Genomic DNA, 16,245 nt, shown 5'->3' with positions numbered 1-16,245 from the left:
TTCACTCCCACGGGACGGAGCGCTGGGTCAGCTCGCCTTCGAGGTTCCGGCCCATCGCGCCGGCCGGGTCGGAGAGGTTGGCGAGCGACCACATGAGCTTCACCTTCGCCGTGCCGGGGAGCGTGTCGCCCGCCTCGACGACGCCGGCGTCGAGCAGGTCGCGGCCGGTGTCGTAGACGCGGTCGCAGACGCGGCCGTCGAGACACTGCGAGGTCATGGCGACGGTGGTTCCGTCTTCCACGAGTTCCTCGAACCGCGGGATGAGGTCGGTGTGGACGTGGCCGAGGCCCGTCCCCTCGATGACGACGCCGGCCTTCCCGTCGAGGTAGTCGAGCGCCGCGGGGTCCATCCCCGGGGTGAACTTCACGAGTTCCACCTCGGACTCGATGTCGGCGTGGAGCGCGAGGTCGGCCTCGCCGCGGGGGGCGTAGTCGCGGCGGAACGTGACCTCCTCGGCCTCGTAGTCGACCTCGCCGAGCGGCTTCGCGCCGACGGTCTCGAACGCGTCGCGTCGGGAGGTGTGGTTCTTGCGGACGCGCGTCCCCTCGTGGAGCGCGCAGACGTCGTCGGACTCCGAGGCGTGCATGCAGACCATGACCTCGGCGGCGTCGGCCTTGGCGGCCTCGACGGCGCAGACGGCGTTCATCACGTTGTCAGACGAGGGGCGGTCGGCCGAGCGCTGACTGCCCGTGAAGACGATGGGGACGGGCGTGTCGAGCATGAACGACATCGCCGACGCGGAGAACTGCATCGTGTCGGTGCCGTGCATGACGACGACGCCGTCGGCCCCGGCCTCGATTTCCTCGGCGATGGCCTCGGCGAGGTCGACCCACACGTCTGTCGTCATGTTCTCCGAGAGGATGTTGGCGACGACGCGGCCGCGGTAGTTCGCCCGGCCCGCGAGGTCGGGGACGGCCCGGAGCACGTCCTCGGCGTCGAACTGCGCGGTCACCGCGCCCGTGCGGTAGTCGACCGTCGAGGCGATGGTCCCGCCGGTCGAGATGAGCGAGATGGTCGGGAGGTCGTCGTCGAACTCGATTTCTGAGGTGCCGTCGCCCTCGGACTGTGCGTCTTCGATGTCGTACACGTCGGTTTCGAGCACGTCCACGTCGGCTCCCTCGCGGGCGATGCCGACGTTGTACCCGCCGTCGAGCTTGACGACGAGGTGGTCCTCGGTGGAAGACGGCATGAGTACGCCTTCGTTCGTGACGTCCGCGCGGGTGACGCGGACGCGGTCCCCTGCGTTCATATCGCGGGATACCGTGGGGGCAGACTTCAAACCCACCATTCCACCTTTTTCCTCCTCGGGGTCGCATAGCGACCCGCTCGGAGCAAAAATCTGGACCAAAAATACCGAACGGCTCGCTACGCTCACCGTTCGGTGCGATTGCTGGCCACGATTATCACAGATTCATACCCGACCCACGAGCGTGGCTGAGGGGACGTTAGCTCCACCGACATAACGGACACAAGACATTTTACCGGACCGTCCGTCGGCCAGCGTATGCTCCCCACGATACTCCTCCAGTCGGGCGGCGCGGCCGGCGTGTTCCTTCTGGTGTTCCTCGTCACCATCGGGATGGCGGCGTGGACGTACAGTGACGCGAAGCGAAACAGCAGTCACCCGGCGTTCCTCTGGGCGGTCGTCGTCTTCCTCGCCCCGCTCCTCGGCATCCTCCTGTACCTCATCTTGGGTCGGGGTTCGTAACGACCGCGTCGCGCCTCCTTTTCGACGGGCACCTGTCGCACCGGCACAAGAGCCATCAGGCTCGCCCGCGACCCTGTACACATGCAACGGTCGGACCAACGGGAGTCTGAGCAGTCCGTCGACGACCTGCTCTCCGGCGTGAACCGCGAGAGCGACGATTCGATGCGGGCGGAGCGCTCCGCCTCGTCCGGCGGCGGTCGCCTCGGCGGGCTGTTCTCCCCGCGCGTATTCCTCGCGGCGCTCCTGCTCTCCATCGGCGGACTGCTCGTCGGCGGCGCGATTCCCATCGTCGGCTTCATCGGGCGGTTCGTCGGCATCGCCGCCGCCGGCTTCCTCCTCGGCCTCGTCGGGTCGAAGCGACGCTACACGGAAGTCGTCCTCGCCGGCGCAATCGCCGCGGGCCTCGCGTTCGTCCTCTCGACGCTGTTCGCCGTGTTCGCGCCCTTCGCGGTCCAACTGCTCGCGGACTACGGCGTCGCCATCGCGGGCGTCGGCGCGGCGAGCGGCGGGCTCGCGGGGCTGGTCGGTCACTACTTCGGCCGCGACCTCCGGGCGGGCCTGACAGAGGAGTTGTAGGCGTCAGTCGATTCGCCAGCGGTCGCCGTTGTGGGCGACCAGACCGCCGTCGGCGAGGTGGTGCAGCGCGCTGTCGACGACCGCGGGGTCCGCGTTGAGGTCCTTCGCGATGCCGCGGACGGTGTTCGACCCGTTGGCGAGCGCGGCGAGAATCTCCGCGTAGAACCGGCTGTCGGCGTCGACGCCGAGGCGGTCGTTGAGGCGGTCGAGCACGTCGGTGATGCGGCCCTGCACCCACCGCTGGGCCAAGGAGAGTTCGTTGTCGAGTTCCTCCAGTTTCCCGAGTTCGCGCGCCAGTTCCGAGACGTCGTCGGTGCCGGCGTTCTCGACTTCGAGCGTCACGTGCGGACAGCGCCCGGCCATGTCGAGGCTCGGACTCGGCGGATAGGCGCTTTTCGCCCCGAACCCGTACGGCGAGACGTTCACCTCCAGCCTGAGGTTCCGCGAGATGTGGAAGTACTTGCGCCGCTGGTCGTCGGTGCGGGACTCGATGAGCCCCGCGTCCTCCAGCTTTCGGAGGTGGTCGATGACGGCCTTGGGGCTGACGCCGAGGTACTCGCTTATCTCGGTGACGTAGCACGGTTTGTGCGAGAGCAACCGCAGGATGCGCCGGCGGTTTTCGTTCCCGAGTAGGTCAAGCAGTACCGCGGAGTCCATTACGAGGTCATAGACTGCGGGCGGGGAAAAGCCTGACTCATGTGATACTCCGCGCCGTCATGCGATTAGCGATTGTGGCTCACGGGGAGCTGTCGGGGCCGTCCCGAGGCGCTCACGGGGCCGTCTCCGGCGTCTCTGAGAGGCGGTCGAACGCCCGGGAGGCGAGGAACACCGCGAGAAACGAGAGGGCGACGGTGATGCCCGCGAGGAGCGCCCCCGCCTCGTACTTCAGCGGCGGGTAGTAGCCGAGGCCGTAGTCGAACACGTCGTTGACGAGCGCGAGGGTGAGGGCGAACCCGAGCGCGCCCTTCGTGGTCGCGCCGTAGCGCGGGACGACGAGGGCGAGCGCGAGAAAGCCCGCGTGGGTGAGCATGATGCCCCAGTAGTCCCAGAGCGCGGCCCCAGAGAAGCCGACGTAGAGGTCGGGCCGGAGGTTGAGCGCGACGACCGTCCAGACGCCGTACTTGACGAGCCAGACGAACGCGAGCGTGTGGAGGTACGCGAGCGGCCGGTTGACCGGCGCGTCGGCGACGCGGCGGCCGAGGTTCGGAAGCAGCGTCGCGGCCGACAGCGTCATCAGCGCGAGGGCGGTCGGCGAGTCGCCGAAAAGCGGGTAGAGGAACGTCGGCAGGTCCGACAGCGCGGGGTCCGAGTGGACGTAGAAACTCACCCCGACGAGGAACGCGGCGGCGTTGAGGACGAGGAAGACGACGAGGCTCGGGCCGTTTCCGAGGTAGTACTCCGTCCAGTCGTCGACCGCCGCGCCGAGGTCGAAGTCTCGCAGACCCATCGCCGAGTCGGACGGCGCGCCGAAAGAAAAGACCGTCGGGGCGGGGACGGCTGGGACGGGGACGGGGCGGCTCGAACCCGCCGTCGGGGCGCGAACGCCGCCCTCTCATCTCCGTACGCGACACGTTGTCATTCCATGTCGGGAGCAAAGGACAGTTAGCCCGGCGCGCCGAACGGCGACGCATGGACGCAGCACTCATCATCCTCGACGGGTGGGGACTCGGCGACCACGACCGCCGCGACGCTATCAAGGCGGCGGACACGCCGAACTTCGACCGCTACCGCGACGCGGGCGCGTTCGGGACGCTCATCGTCGACGGCCGGCGCGTCGGTCTTCCGGACGGCCAGATGGGCAACAGCGAAGTCGGCCACCTCAACATCGGGGCCGGCCGCGTCGTCAAGCAGGCGTACACCCGCATCGGCGACAGCATCGACGACGGCTCGTTCTTCGAGAACGATGCCATCACGGCCGCCTACGACCACGCCGACGAACACGACGGCCGCGTACACCTCATGGGCCTCGTCTCCGACGGCGGCGTTCACTCCGACCAGGAGCACCTCCACGCGCTCATCGAACTCGCCGCCGAACGCGGCGTCGACGCCGTCACCCACGCCTTTACCGACGGCCGCGACACCAGTCCCACCGGCGGCGAGGCGTACCTCTCGGACCTCGAAGCCGTCGCCGAGGAGCAGGGAACCGGCGGCGTCGCCACCGTCTCCGGGCGCTACTACGCGATGGACCGCGACCAGAACTGGGAGCGCACCAAGCGCGCCTACGACGCCATCGTCGAGCGCGAGGCGGAGTGGACCGCCGACACCGCCGTCGACGCCGTCACCGAGTCGTACGACCGCGGCGACACCGACGAGTTCGTCGAGCCGACCGTCGTCGACGACGCGCCCGCCCTCGAAGACGGCGACTCGGTCATCTTCTTCAACTTCCGCGCGGACCGCGCGCGACAGCTCGTTCGGATGCTCTGCGACATCGAGCCCGTCTGGGAGTTCGAGACGGCGCCGCCGGAGATCCTCATGACGACGATGACGCAGTACGACAAGACGTTCGACGTCTCGGTCGCCTACCCGCCGGAACAGCCCGAAGACACGCTCGGCGAGGTGCTCGCCGAGGCGGACATGACGCAACTGCGCATGGCCGAGTCCGAGAAGTACCCCCACGTCACCTACTTCCTCAACGGCGGCCGCGAGGTCGAGTTCGACGGCGAGATTCGGAAGATCGTCGAGAGCCCCGACGTGCCGACCTACGACCTCCAACCCGAGATGTCCGCGGCGGAACTCACCGACTCGGCCATCGACATCATCGAGTCCGACGACCCGAACGTGATGGTGCTCAACTACGCCAACCCCGACATGGTCGGCCACACCGGCGACTACGAGGCCGCCATCGAGGCGGTCGAGGCGGTCGACGAACAGCTCGGGCGGCTCGTCCAGAGCGTCCGCGCGCACGGCGGCCACGTCTGTATCACCGCCGACCACGGCAACGCCGACGACATGGGCACCGAGGACGACCCGCACACGGCCCACACGTTCAACCCCGTCCCGTTCGTCTACCTCGCGGCCGACCGCGACGACGAGGCCGCCCCGGAGAACGACGCCGAGGACGAAGCCGCCGACCTCGACCCCGAACACCCGCTTTCGGGCGGTCGGACCGTCCGCGAGGGCGGCTCGCTGTGCGACATCGCGCCGACCATCCTCGAACTCGTCGGCGTCGACCAGCCGGCCGCGATGACCGGCGAGTCGCTGTTAGAATAGGGCCCGCCGCTCGCGCGCTCTACGTACTCTCTGCCCTCTATTTTCGTCCCCTACGCGCCCGATTCTGCCCGGTAGCGACGGTACGCGGTCGGGACGAGCATCGACACGCCCGCGACCGCCGCGAGCACGACGAACTCCGGGCGGACGGCCGCGGCCAGCGACTCGGTCGTGAGCGTCTCGACCGACGCGCCGGCGATGACGCCCGCGACGGCCCACGGGAGTTCGCCGACGGCGGTTCCGAGCGCGAACGCGCCGAGCCGGACGTTGGCGACGCCCGCCGCCACCGACACCACGTCGGAGGGGATCGGCAGCAGGCGGCTCGCGGCGACGCCCCTGACGGACCCCGTCTGCTCGACGGTTCGCTCGCCGACCTCGGCCAGTCTGGTCGTCCCGCGGTAGCGCCGCGCGAAGAGGAACGGCGGGACGCTCGTGAGGACGATGAGCGCCAGCGCGAACGGCACGCCGACCGGGCCGAGGCCGTAGCCCACGACGAGCGCGAGGAGCGTCGTCGGCCACGCGAGAAGCGGGCGGACGAGCGCGAGCGCGCTCACGACGACGACGAGTCGGACGGGGTCGGCGGCGACCCACGCCGCGCGCGCGATGACGGCGTCTGGAGACGCGAACAGGAGACCGGCGACGACGGCCGCGAGCGCGAGGCCGGCGGCGAGACGCGGACGGGGCACGGAAGCTCTGGAGTCGGTCGTCGCGCCGCGACCAAACGCTTTGTGCTTCGGAGGGCTTTAGCCCGCCCCGGTTCGATTGGCTCCCGAACCGTGACCGAGCCCACACGCGACGAGCGCGTCGAACTCGCGCTCGACCTCCTCGCGCACCTCGAAGCCGACGAACTCTCCCTCGCCGAGGTCGTCGACCGCATCGAGACGGTCACCACGGACCCGACGCTCACGCGCGACATCCTCGATACCGCGGAGCTTCGGGGCATCATCGAGCGCGACGGCGGCCGCGTCCGTCACAACCGCGGCGGCACGTTCGTCAGATTCGAGAGTCAGGTCGTCCAGCGCGAGGGCGACTTCGACTGCCGCCGCTGCGGCGCGTCCATCTCCACCGGCCACTTCGTGCGGTTCGAGTCCGGCGAACTCGGGCCCTTCGGCTCGTCGTGTATCAGGAAAGTGCTCGGGCGGGAATAGGTGTCCGGACGGTCGTCGGCGGGCGAACTCCGCGGTTACCGCCCGCGGCGGAGTTCTTCGATGAGCTGTTCGACCAGCTCCTGCTGGTGGCGAATCTGCTCGCTTTGGGCCTCGACGACCTCGCGGAGCGACTCGATTTCGTCTGCAAGTTCGGCGTAGTCGGCATCGACGGCGCCGGAGCCCGCCGACTCGGACTCGGCGGCCGACTCGAAGCCGGACCCCTCGAACCCGAGGTCCGCGGCGTCGGCGACGTTGCCCGACGCCGACTCGGTCGACGCCGCCTCGGCGGCCTGCTTCGCCTCCGCCACCGCGCCGGTCGCGGAGGGGGCTTCGACGGACTGCGTCCGGGTGGCCTGCTGGCTCGCCTCGGCGGGCGCGTCGCCCTCGGCGCGGGTGGCGTTCGCCGGTTCGTCGGACAGCTCACCGGGATTCGCGCTCAGCGGGTCGGGGCCCGCGCCGAAGTCGGTGTTGTCGCGGTCGGCGGCGTCGGCGGACTCGTCGTTCGCCCGCGCTTTCTCCATCTGGACGCGGAACTCCTCGAGACTGCCGACGCCGTGGTAGTCACACAGCGCACGTGCAAGTTTCTCGCGGACGAGCCGGGCCTCCTCGTTGGGAATCTTGAACCGCTCCTGGCGGCCGTCGACGGTGAGCACGACCGTCGTAGCGACGCTTCCGGACTCGAATTCGAGGTCAGTCACGTCGGCGTAGCGGTACGACTCGTAGTCTTCGTCCCAGACCGCGCTGCCGATGTGCCGGACGACGCGGGCGTCGGTGACGACGAACGTGAGTTCGCTGAAACGGAACGTCTGGACGACGCGCTCGCCTTCTTCGTCGGTCACGCCGGCGGCCGCGAGCACGCCCTCGACGATGGGTTGGAGCGCGTCGTCGAGCCGCTTCGAGGACATCGAGAACGTCTCGCTCCCGTCGAGACCGTAGTCGAGCGATAGCTTCGCTTTTCGTCGCCCTTCCTTGACGGACAGTCGCTCCGCGGCGTGCGAGAATTCGTCGACGGACTCGTCCGAGAGGAGGCCTTCGGCCCGATAGACGAGCGTCCGCGTCGGAGTCACAAACAGTTCGTCCTCGCCCCCGAGGTGGACGCGCGTCACCACGTCTTCCTCTCCGAGGACGGACTGGACGATCTCCGGTTGGCTCATGCGTGTGTGCACCCGGTGTTGGGACATAAATCCGCGGGTGATGACGCGAATCGAGTGGCGTGGTGACTCGCCCCGCGGTCGTCGGAGATGAGAAGCTTAAATACAACCAGCACACAACGGGAAGTTGAGCCCGGGTGGCTTAGCTGGACATAGCGCCGCACTCATAGGGTTTCACAATCGGTGCGGAACGCCTTGGAAGCCTCCGCCCCTCGCGAAGTCATGCCGGCTTCGCACCTGGGACATGCGGAGATCGTGGGTTCGGAGCCCACCCCGGGCATTCTTCGATTCGTCACGCACGCAGAGCCGTCCGTGGGTCGTCACGGCCGCGCCCGTTTTCCGCGAAACCACGTCGCTGTGAGCGACGGCCAATCACCGAAAAAAGCCGAAAACGTCGTCTGCGACGCTAGTCGAGCGGGTCGTCGAGTTCGCCCATGACGGCTTCGAGAGCGTCGGTCGCGGTGAGGAGGCCGACGACCTCGCCGTCCCGAAGGACGAGCGCGAGTTCCTGGTCTTCCGCTTGGAACTGGTCGAACGCGTCGCTGGCGTTCGTGTCGGCGGCGAGCGTCATCGGCGGCGCGGCGATTTCGTCGAACGAGCGCTCGCCGGCGCGGAGCGCCTCGAAGTTGTCGATGATGGAGGGCGCGTAGACGACGCCGCGGAAGTCGGTGAGCGACTCGCCGACGAGCGGGAACCGGGTGTGGGGCGTGTTCCGAATCCGGTCGAAGTTCTCGCCGGGCGTCGCCGCCGTCGAGAGCGAGACGATGTCGTCTGTCGGAATCATGATTTCGCTGATGGAGAGTTCGTCCGCGTCCAGCGCGCTGAGCACCTCGTCGCGGCGCTCCTCGGTGAGTTCGCCCTCCTGAAGCAGCGAGTTCAGACGCTCGCGGAGTTGGCCGCGGGACTCGATGACGTCGGTTTCGGTTTCGAGCCACGCGCCCGACATCTCGATGCCGAAGAGCTTGAGCGTCCACTTGGCGACCCAGTCGCCGAACTTGATGACGGGCGAGATGGCGACGTAGAACCAGTGCAGCGGCGCCGCCCCGTAGCGACAGACCATCCGGGAGCGCTCGACGCCGAGGTACGTCGGCGTCTGCTCGCCGTGGGTGAGGTGGAGGAGGTTGATGATCAGGTAGGCGAGGAGCGCGCCGGCGCCGATGGTCGCGAGCGTCGTGCCGGCGAACAGCGGCTCGAGTAGCGGTTCGAACAGCGCCGCCAGCGCGGGCTCGGCGACGATACCCACGGCGATGCTCGACGCCGTGATTCCGACTTGGCAGGTCGTGAGATACAGTTCGAGCTCCTGGGTCATCTCCCAGGCCCGTTCGAGTCGGGAGTCGCCGTCGACGAACTCGGACTCGGTGAACTGGCGGGCGCGCGTCAGCGCGAACTCGATGGCCACGAAGAAACCGTTCGTGAGGATGAGCAACGCCCCCGCGACGAGGCGTATACCGATCTCTGTTGGGTTCATCTGTGTCGGTGTCCCCTTCGTTCGCGTTCGACCCGTTAGAAAGCATCGGCCGTCCGGACGTATATGTAGTGTATTGTCGGGAGTCGCGTATTATTCAATTTGAACTAAGCTTCTGACAACGATGCCGGGAGGGTTAATGTCGCGGGCGACAGACGACCGGACGAATGACGAGTCGAGAACTCGACGCGCTGGACAGGAAGATACTGTACACGTTGCAGTCGGAGGCGCGCCGCACGTCGTCGACCGACATCGCCGACAAACTCGACGCCTCGGCGAGCACCGTCCGAAACCGTATCCAGCGACTCGAAGCCGACGGAGTGGTCCGCGGCTACCACGCCGACGTGGACTACGAGCGCGCGGGGTACCAACTGTACACGCTCATCGTCTGTACGGCCCCGATTCCGGAGCGCGAGGAGTTGGCCGAGGCCGCCGCCGCGGTCCCCGGCGTCGTCGAGGTACAGGAGGTGATGACCGGCGAGCGAAACGTCATGGTCCGAGCCATCGGCGTCGACGGCGACGACCTCAGTCGAATCGGCGAGGAGTTAGACGAACTGGGGCTTCGCGTCTCCGACGAGGACCTGATTCGGAACACCCACCGCCGGCCGTACGCGAAGTTCGGCGACGGGGGCGACGAGTGACTCGGCCGAGAGTCGACGCGCGAGGCGCCGCCGCTCGGAACCGACACCGGTGACAGTTCGGTAGGTGAACCGATCCCACGGGGCGTGAAACGCCGTCTCAGTGCCGAATTCGACTCCGTCGATGTCCGATGGCCCGGCCCTCGAACCACCGGTACAGCTTTGACAGGTGATAACGAACTGGTAATCGCCGTTGTCAGAGACCCTCCCGTTCGCGTCGGTCTCTCGCCGACCGGATGCCCCCCACCACCACCACCATCACCACCAGAGCGGTTCAACGCGCTCCGACAACGGGTAGACGCAGCTGCAACAGCATCGCGCGGTCGGGCCTCCCTGCACTCGCCGCGTGGTACGCTACGTGGTTTCACCGAACGACCGCCCCCGGTCGTTCGCTTCCGACGGCGTCCACGCCTCGGGTTTTGTTCTCCGACGACGCCGATTCCCGCGAGCGACGGCGTTTCAACGGTCGGGAAGTCAGGTCGCGGCCGACTCAGTCGAGTCGCTCGACCTGAACCAGCGCGACGGGGTCGTCCCAGCCGTAGACGGCGGGGTCGAGGTCGCCGTCGCCGACGATACCCGCGTGCGGCGCGATGACGCCGTCCTCGGCGAGGTCGGGGTCGCTCATGCCGGTTCCGTCGGTCCCGGAGTCGATGCCGTAGAGGGCCTGTGCAGGGGGGACCATGTCGCCGTACGCCTCGGTGTTGACCTCGGTTCCGGCGTCGTAGCTGGCCGCGAAGTACGACCGCGACTCGTTGACCCGCTCCGGGAGCGGGACGGTGTCGAGGCCGGCGAACCCGTCGTTCGTGCCGATGAGCATGCTGACGAACGAGAGGTACGCGCCGCTGGCGTCGGTCTCCAGTTCGAGCGTCGCGGCCGCGGGGAACATCTCGCTCGCCGGGAGTTCGTCGGGGACGAGCGGCGCGTCGCCGACCGCGACGCCGCGAACGTCGTCGGTTTCCTCGGCCAGTTCGCCAAGCGGGCCGAGGTTCCCGTTCTCGGCGAGTTCCCTGATGGCGTCGCTCGCCGGGTCGCCGACGGCGAACAGTTCCACGCCGGCGCGGTGGGCGACCACCGCGGGCGGGGTGAACGGCTGTCCCGTCGTCAGGTTCGCCACGGTCACGCGGTAGGTTCGCGCGGACTGGCTGTTTCCGTTTCCGGCCGATTGGCCCGGCAGGCTCGCACTACCCAAACAGCCGGCGAGGGCGGCCAGCACGCCCGCGCCGGTCAGTCCGAGTACGGTTCGTCGCGTCGTCGGAGTCGTCGTGTCCGTCATTGGTCTCACGTGTGGTCGATGCCACGACAACGAAGACGCGAGACCGGCTAAAGGCGGTTTTTCGAGATTCGGGGTGACTCCGTGACGAATCGGGGTCGACTCTGTACCAAATTCGGACCGGGCGGGGGCCGAAGGTCGAGACCGCCGGGCGCTCACCGGACCGTCACGTAGGTCAGGAACGCCAGCGCGACGAGTTGGAGGCCGCGGAGGACCAACACGGCCTGCTGGACGTGGGGGTCCCCGGAGTAGAGGCTCTGCATGGTGAAAAAGAAGTAGAGCGCGACGGCGTTCTCGACGAGCATGACGACGGCGAACGCGAGCAGGCCGAGGACGAGCGAGGTGCGGAACGTCCGGTAGTTGCGAATCCACACGGCGGTCAGCGCCGCGAGGAAGACGATGTTCGCGCCCGAGAGGGCGCTGGCCGCCATGATTTGGGTGTCCATTGCCATGGTCATTCGAGGTGTGTCGTGATTTCTTCGAAGGTGTCGCGGTACCGTTCGAACTGGTCGGTGAGGAAGTACAGCCGTCCGTACTTGTCGCCGCCGGCCTCGACGACCCCGTGGGATTCGAGGGCGTCGAGGTGGTGTCTGACGGTCTTGTAGCCCACGTCGAGCTCGTCGGCGAGGCGGTTCGCGTTCTGCGGGCGCTCCGAGAGGGCGCGGATGATGCGGACGCGGTTCTCACCGCCGCGAGTCGCCGTGAGCAGATACCAAAGCGCCTTCTCCATCGACTGTTCGTTTAGTTGATTGGTCGAGCGCGGTAATATTCTCGCGGGTGCCGTTCGACGCGACGAGTTCGACTCGGCGACGACCGTACATGAGCGTTGTTCCAGTTCCGTACCAAATTCGGGTGGAGTCTCCGGACGCGTCGAGTCGGTCGGTGCCGCCGCCCCAACGGCGCTCGCCGGTGTCCGAGACGGAACCGACTCGGCCTCACCGGCGGACCGACTCGAACCGGCAGGACCCCCCGACGGCAGTAAGGGATATGTCGGTCGCGTCCTACGAAAACTCGTATGGACGACGACACCGGACGGAACGCGTGTGCCATCGAGTCCCCGAAGGGACGGCCCTGTCCCTTCTGCGGCACGTCGATGGACCACCGCCACTGCAAGTACGTCTGCCCGGAACACGGGGTCGTCTACGACTGCAGCGACACGTTCTGGTAACGAAACCTGACAGGAGGCGCCCGCGCTGGTACCACTGCGAAGTCGGCGGGTTCGCGGGTTGATTTCACGACAGCACGAAGCGTTATGTCGGCGGAGACCTAACGAATGACTGTCCTCCCCGGTCAGCTCAGTTGGTCCCGAGACGGATGCGGCCACGTACACGAAACGATGCTCAACGAATCACAGGTCGAGGCGGGAAAAGACATCCAACAGCGGACGGGAAAGACGTTTTACTTCGCGACGCGCCTCCTCCCGGAGCGCGTCAGACACGCCACGTACGTGCTGTACGCGTTCTTTCGGGTCGCCGACGAGGTCGTCGACGCCGAGGAGACCGCGCCGCCGGCACAACAGCGCGAGCGTCTCGAACGCCTCCGCGCCGAGGCGCTCGGCGAGGTCGAGACCGACGACCCCGTCCTGTCGGCGTTCGCCGAACTCAGAGAGCGCTACGGTATCGACCCCGACGACGTGAACGTCTTCATCGACGCGATGGAGTCGGACATCGAGAAGGACCGCTACGAGACCTACGACGAACTTGAGACGTACATGGACGGGTCGGCCTCGGCGGTCGGTCGGATGATGACCGACGTCATGCGTCCCGACGACCCCGAGGCGGCGCTCCCGCACGCGACGGCGCTCGGACAGGCGTTCCAGATGTCGAACTTCCTGCGCGACGTGGGCGAAGACGTGGTCGAACGCGACCGGGTGTACCTCCCGCGGACGACGCTGGACCGCCACGGCGTCGACGCCGAGCAGATACTCGCCCTCGAGTTCGACGAGCGCGTCGCCGACGTGATGCGCGACGAACTCCGCCGAACGGAGTCGCTGTACCGCGACGGCGTCGCCGGCATCGAGTACCTCCCGGCGGACTGCCAGTTCCCGGTGCTCCTCTCGGCGGTGCTGTACGCCGACCACCACCGTTCGATTCGGAACCTCGGCTACGACACGCTCGCGACGACACCCGAACTGAGCTTCGGGCGGAAGCTCACGCTCCTCGCGAAGACCGCGGCGTACTGGGCCGTCTGGCGCGACCCCGTGGCCGTGTTCAAGGCCGTCAGCGTCGTCCCCTACCCGGACGACGACGACCTCGACGCGGAGTTCGGCCCCGGTTCGACGCGGGCCACCCGCCCCCGACGCAGCGGGCGCGTCTCCGGCTGGCTCCGGTCGCTGAACCGCTGGGGCTCGGACTGAGCGACGCGCGATTTTTCCGCGACTGAAAGATTTAGTGGGCGGCCGAGAGAGCCCTCGGCATGCATCGCGTCACCCTCGACACCCGGTTAGACGACTGTCCGCTGGGACGGGTGACCGCCGCGCACGACGTGACGCTGACCACGCCGTACTGGAATCTCTCGCCCGAAACCGGCCAGTGCGACCTCTGGGTCGAAGCCTCGTCGCCGGGGCGGTCGCAGTTGGAGGCCGGCATCCGCGCGCTCAGAGACGCCGACGGCGTGCGCCGCTTCGAACTGAAGTGGAAGCGCGGGTCGCACGCGACGGCCCACGTCGTGCTCGAAGAGACCGTCGCCATCGAGACGGTCATGGCCAACGGCGGCGCTGTCATCGCTCCGTTCCGCGACAGGGACGGCTGGGAACGGTGGCACCTCGGGTTCGCCGAGCCGGATGCCGCGGCGGCCACCCTCGACTCGCTCGACCGCCGCTACGAACTCACCGTCGTCGAGCAGACGCCGCTCACGGACTCGGGTGCGGCCGCCGTCTTCCGGAACTTCCACGAGGCCGCGACGCTCCTCGACGGCTGTGAGCGACTCACCGAGACGGAGGCGCGGGTGCTTCGAACCGCGGTCGAACACGGCTACTACGAGACGCCGCGGGGCGAGTCGCTCGCCTCCCTCGGCGACCGCTGTGGCGTCTCCGACGTCGCCATCTCGAAGACGCTCCGCCGCGCGGAGCGAAAGCTCCTCGGGGCCGCCGTCTCCGCGCTCGCCGGTCTCGACGCCGACCGCGACCCGCCGACCGGGCGGCCCGGCGACGGGGGTTAGCATCCTAACCCTCCGGTTCTCCCGGCTCGCGGGCGTAGGTCACGGTGATGAGCGCACACGCCGACGCATCGCTCTCGACCGCCGACGGGCCGAGATCGATTCTCGACACGCCACCGCGAACCGCTGACTCGACCGCGCCCGCGACCCCGGGGGTCCCCGATCAGCCGCCCCATGGTCGGTGACCAACTCCTCCCCGGTCGGTACCGAAACGCCGTCCTGTTCGTTATTCTGGCGGCGCTGTGGGGCGGGACGTACCCCGCGGTGACGCTCGGGCTGGGGTCGTTCCCGCCGATTCTGTACGCCGCGTTCCGACTCGACATCGGGGCGGCGCTCCTGTTGCCGTACGCGGCGTGGCGCACCGACTACTGGCGGCCCCGCACGCGAGGCGACTGGGCGGCCGTCTCGGTCGCCGGTCTCCTGACGCTCGCGGGCTACGGGGTCCTCCAGAACGTCGGCCAGCAGACCGTCCCGAGCGCGGTCGCGTCGGTGCTGGCGGGGCTGATTCCGATACTGACCGTCGGCTTCGCGAAGCTGTTTCTCCCCGACGAGCGGTTCGGCCCGGTCGAACTGCTCGGCGTCGTCGTCGGCTTCCTCGGCTTAGTCGTCATCACCGACCCGGACCCGTCGAACCTCCTCGGGGCGAACGCCGCGGGGCAGGTGATACTGGTGCTCGCCGCGGCGTCCTTCGCGCTCGGCGGCGTACTCGCCCAGCGAATCGAGACCGAGATGCCGTTCGCCGCCCAGACCGCGTGGGCGATGGTCGTCGGGGCCGCCGCGACCCATCTCGCGAGCGCGGCGAGTCCGACGGAGTCGCTGGCGGGGGTCGATGTGTCGGTCGCCGGCGTCGTCGGCCTCGTCTACCTCGGCGTCTTCGCGAGCGCGGTCAGTTACCTGCTGTACTTCTCGCTTCTCCCCCGACTCGGCTCCGTCGAGCTCAACCTCGTCACCTACGCCATCGCCGGCTTCGGGACGGTGTACAGTTGGCTTCTGTTCACGGAGCCCGTCACCGCGGCCACGCTCGTCGGCTTCGGGTTCATCCTCCTCGGCTTCGGCCTGCTCAAGTGGAAACGGCTCGGAGCCGCCTATCGGGGCCGGCGTCGCGGCGTCGAATCCGACTGAGAGACAGCGCTGGGGTCGCGACAGACGGGCGCGAGCGCGAGCGAACCCCGCTGCTCAGGAGCGCCACGGCAGCCGCCGCGGAAGCCGCAGAAGCCGCGAGTCGAACCGGTCCGTCTTGAGCAGTCCGACGCCGAACAGCGCCGCGACCGCGACGGGAATCCAGTTGCCGAACCACGCGTTGATGCCGCCCCAGAGGATGACGAAGCTCACCAGGTCGTCGAGCATGAACTCCGTGCGGTCGAGCCGCGCGAGGAGCGCCTCGCGGTCGAACGACCAGTCGAGCGCGACGACGGCGACGGTCGCGCTGACGACCCAACCGGCGTAGTTCGAAAGCGGGACGCCGTAGAACAGCACCGCGTCGTCGGCGAGGCGGTAGTACTCCCAGAAGCCGAGCGCGACCGCGCCGGGGTCGAGCACCACGTCCATGGCGAGGACGGCCGCGATGACGACGCCGAGGCGGACGGCCCCGTTGCGGGCGCGGTCGCCCAGCAGGAGCAGACACAGCAGGTAGGCGTTCATCACGAGCGGGATGAAAAACACCGGCAAGCCGATCGGAACGCCGGCGACCGTCGGCCCGAGGTCGACGCCGTAGTGGAACCAGCCGTACGGCCAGCCCGTGGTGACGCCGGTGTACTCGATGGCGTAGGCGTACGCGGTGAGCGTGCCGACGCCGAGGGCGGCCCGCCGGGTCACGAGCGGGAGGACGCCCACGATGAGCGGCGAGCGCATCACGAACGTCCCGAGGAGGATGAGAAACGCGTTGAACGCCAGCGGGTCGGGGCTGTCTCTTATACACATCTCTGA

General features: G+C 68.3%; 19 protein-coding genes and 1 tRNA gene. 10 read left to right on the top strand and 10 right to left on the bottom strand.

The features are described 5' to 3' along the window. Position 1: 1 nt before the first annotated feature. Positions 2–1,249, bottom strand: a complete 1,248-nt coding sequence (gene gatD / locus C454_RS09720; RefSeq protein ID WP_004975022.1) for a Glu-tRNA(Gln) amidotransferase subunit GatD — start codon at positions 1,247–1,249, stop codon at positions 2–4. Between the two features lie 255 nt (positions 1,250–1,504). On the opposite strand from gatD, the gene C454_RS09715 reads away from it, so the two are divergent. Both C454_RS09715 and C454_RS09710 read left to right on the top strand, forming a co-directional pair. Then, positions 1,505–1,708, top strand: coding sequence for a PLDc N-terminal domain-containing protein (locus C454_RS09715; protein ID WP_004975021.1), 204 nt, complete (start codon positions 1,505–1,507; stop codon positions 1,706–1,708). Between the two features lie 81 nt (positions 1,709–1,789). Then, positions 1,790–2,284 (top strand): hypothetical protein, encoded by a 495-nt coding sequence (locus tag C454_RS09710; RefSeq protein WP_004975019.1) that lies wholly within the window; start codon positions 1,790–1,792, stop codon positions 2,282–2,284. Positions 2,285–2,287: 3 nt separating this feature from the next. Here the strand turns inward: C454_RS09710 and C454_RS09705 are convergent, their stop codons facing one another. Both C454_RS09705 and C454_RS09700 read right to left on the bottom strand, forming a co-directional pair. Continuing rightward, the gene (locus C454_RS09705) at positions 2,288–2,941 is read right to left on the bottom strand and encodes an ArsR/SmtB family transcription factor (protein WP_004975018.1); all 654 of its coding nucleotides are present in this window, start codon (positions 2,939–2,941) and stop codon (positions 2,288–2,290) included. 112 nt (positions 2,942–3,053) lie between these two features. Continuing rightward, complete coding sequence (locus tag C454_RS09700) at positions 3,054–3,731, bottom strand: DUF1405 domain-containing protein (protein ID WP_004975016.1); 678 nt, start codon at positions 3,729–3,731, stop codon at positions 3,054–3,056. A gap of 182 nt (positions 3,732–3,913) precedes the next feature. Between C454_RS09700 and gpmI the strand changes: the two genes are divergently transcribed. Further along, positions 3,914–5,494: a 2,3-bisphosphoglycerate-independent phosphoglycerate mutase gene (gpmI, locus tag C454_RS09695; RefSeq protein WP_004975013.1), complete on the top strand. Its 1,581-nt coding sequence runs from the start codon at positions 3,914–3,916 to the stop codon at positions 5,492–5,494. 50 nt (positions 5,495–5,544) lie between these two features. Here gpmI and C454_RS09690 read toward each other — a convergent pair whose 3' ends face one another. After that, entirely contained in the window at positions 5,545–6,177 is a 633-nt protein-coding gene (locus C454_RS09690; RefSeq protein ID WP_004975010.1) for a TVP38/TMEM64 family protein, read from the bottom strand. 90 nt (positions 6,178–6,267) lie between these two features. Between C454_RS09690 and C454_RS09685 the strand changes: the two genes are divergently transcribed. Continuing rightward, positions 6,268–6,639 (top strand): DUF5830 family protein, encoded by a 372-nt coding sequence (locus C454_RS09685; RefSeq protein ID WP_004975009.1) that lies wholly within the window; start codon positions 6,268–6,270, stop codon positions 6,637–6,639. Positions 6,640–6,674: 35 nt separating this feature from the next. Here the strand turns inward: C454_RS09685 and C454_RS09680 are convergent, their stop codons facing one another. Further along, positions 6,675–7,793, bottom strand: coding sequence for a DUF7115 domain-containing protein (locus tag C454_RS09680; RefSeq protein WP_004975007.1), 1,119 nt, complete (start codon positions 7,791–7,793; stop codon positions 6,675–6,677). 128 nt (positions 7,794–7,921) lie between these two features. Here C454_RS09680 and C454_RS20315 point away from each other — a divergent pair. Further along, positions 7,922–8,070 (top strand) — tRNA-Met (locus C454_RS20315). Positions 8,071–8,196: 126 nt separating this feature from the next. On the opposite strand, the gene C454_RS09675 is transcribed toward C454_RS20315, so the two are convergent. Continuing rightward, positions 8,197–9,258 carry a CNNM domain-containing protein gene (locus C454_RS09675; protein WP_004975005.1) on the bottom strand — a complete coding sequence of 354 codons (1,062 nt, stop codon included), beginning with the start codon at positions 9,256–9,258 and terminating at the stop codon, positions 8,197–8,199. 164 nt (positions 9,259–9,422) lie between these two features. Between C454_RS09675 and C454_RS09670 the strand changes: the two genes are divergently transcribed. Then, entirely contained in the window at positions 9,423–9,896 is a 474-nt protein-coding gene (locus C454_RS09670; RefSeq protein ID WP_004975004.1) for an Lrp/AsnC family transcriptional regulator, read from the top strand. 487 nt (positions 9,897–10,383) lie between these two features. On the opposite strand, the gene C454_RS09665 is transcribed toward C454_RS09670, so the two are convergent. The 3 genes from C454_RS09665 to C454_RS09655 all read right to left on the bottom strand — a co-directional run bounded on the left by C454_RS09665 (position 10,384) and on the right by C454_RS09655 (position 11,893). Further along, entirely contained in the window at positions 10,384–11,166 is a 783-nt protein-coding gene (locus C454_RS09665; protein WP_004975003.1) for a spondin domain-containing protein, read from the bottom strand. Between the two features lie 152 nt (positions 11,167–11,318). After that, positions 11,319–11,615, bottom strand: coding sequence for a hypothetical protein (locus C454_RS09660; protein WP_049905074.1), 297 nt, complete (start codon positions 11,613–11,615; stop codon positions 11,319–11,321). A gap of 2 nt (positions 11,616–11,617) precedes the next feature. Then, positions 11,618–11,893, bottom strand: a complete 276-nt coding sequence (locus C454_RS09655) for an ArsR/SmtB family transcription factor (RefSeq protein WP_004975000.1) — start codon at positions 11,891–11,893, stop codon at positions 11,618–11,620. A gap of 285 nt (positions 11,894–12,178) precedes the next feature. On the opposite strand from C454_RS09655, the gene C454_RS20725 reads away from it, so the two are divergent. The 4 genes from C454_RS20725 to C454_RS09640 all read left to right on the top strand — a co-directional run bounded on the left by C454_RS20725 (position 12,179) and on the right by C454_RS09640 (position 15,441). Then, positions 12,179–12,331, top strand: a complete 153-nt coding sequence (locus C454_RS20725) for an HVO_2523 family zinc finger protein (RefSeq protein WP_004974999.1) — start codon at positions 12,179–12,181, stop codon at positions 12,329–12,331. Between the two features lie 168 nt (positions 12,332–12,499). Beyond that, a complete protein-coding gene (locus C454_RS09650; RefSeq protein ID WP_004974998.1) occupies positions 12,500–13,519 on the top strand; it encodes a phytoene/squalene synthase family protein in 1,020 nt (339 codons plus the stop codon). Between the two features lie 59 nt (positions 13,520–13,578). After that, on the top strand, positions 13,579–14,322 hold the full coding sequence (locus C454_RS09645; protein WP_004974997.1) for a helix-turn-helix domain-containing protein: 744 nt from the start codon (positions 13,579–13,581) through the stop codon (positions 14,320–14,322). A gap of 171 nt (positions 14,323–14,493) precedes the next feature. After that, complete coding sequence (locus tag C454_RS09640; RefSeq protein WP_004974989.1) at positions 14,494–15,441, top strand: DMT family transporter; 948 nt, start codon at positions 14,494–14,496, stop codon at positions 15,439–15,441. Between the two features lie 54 nt (positions 15,442–15,495). On the opposite strand, the gene cruF is transcribed toward C454_RS09640, so the two are convergent. Continuing rightward, the gene (gene cruF / locus C454_RS09635) at positions 15,496–16,239 is read right to left on the bottom strand and encodes a bisanhydrobacterioruberin hydratase (RefSeq protein ID WP_081605200.1); all 744 of its coding nucleotides are present in this window, start codon (positions 16,237–16,239) and stop codon (positions 15,496–15,498) included. Positions 16,240–16,245 lie beyond the last annotated feature (6 nt).

The sequence above is a fragment of the Haloferax gibbonsii ATCC 33959 genome (genome assembly GCF_000336775.1).
GTDB lineage: Archaea > Halobacteriota > Halobacteria > Halobacteriales > Haloferacaceae > Haloferax > Haloferax gibbonsii.
This window is presented reverse-complemented; position numbering and strand designations above follow the sequence as displayed.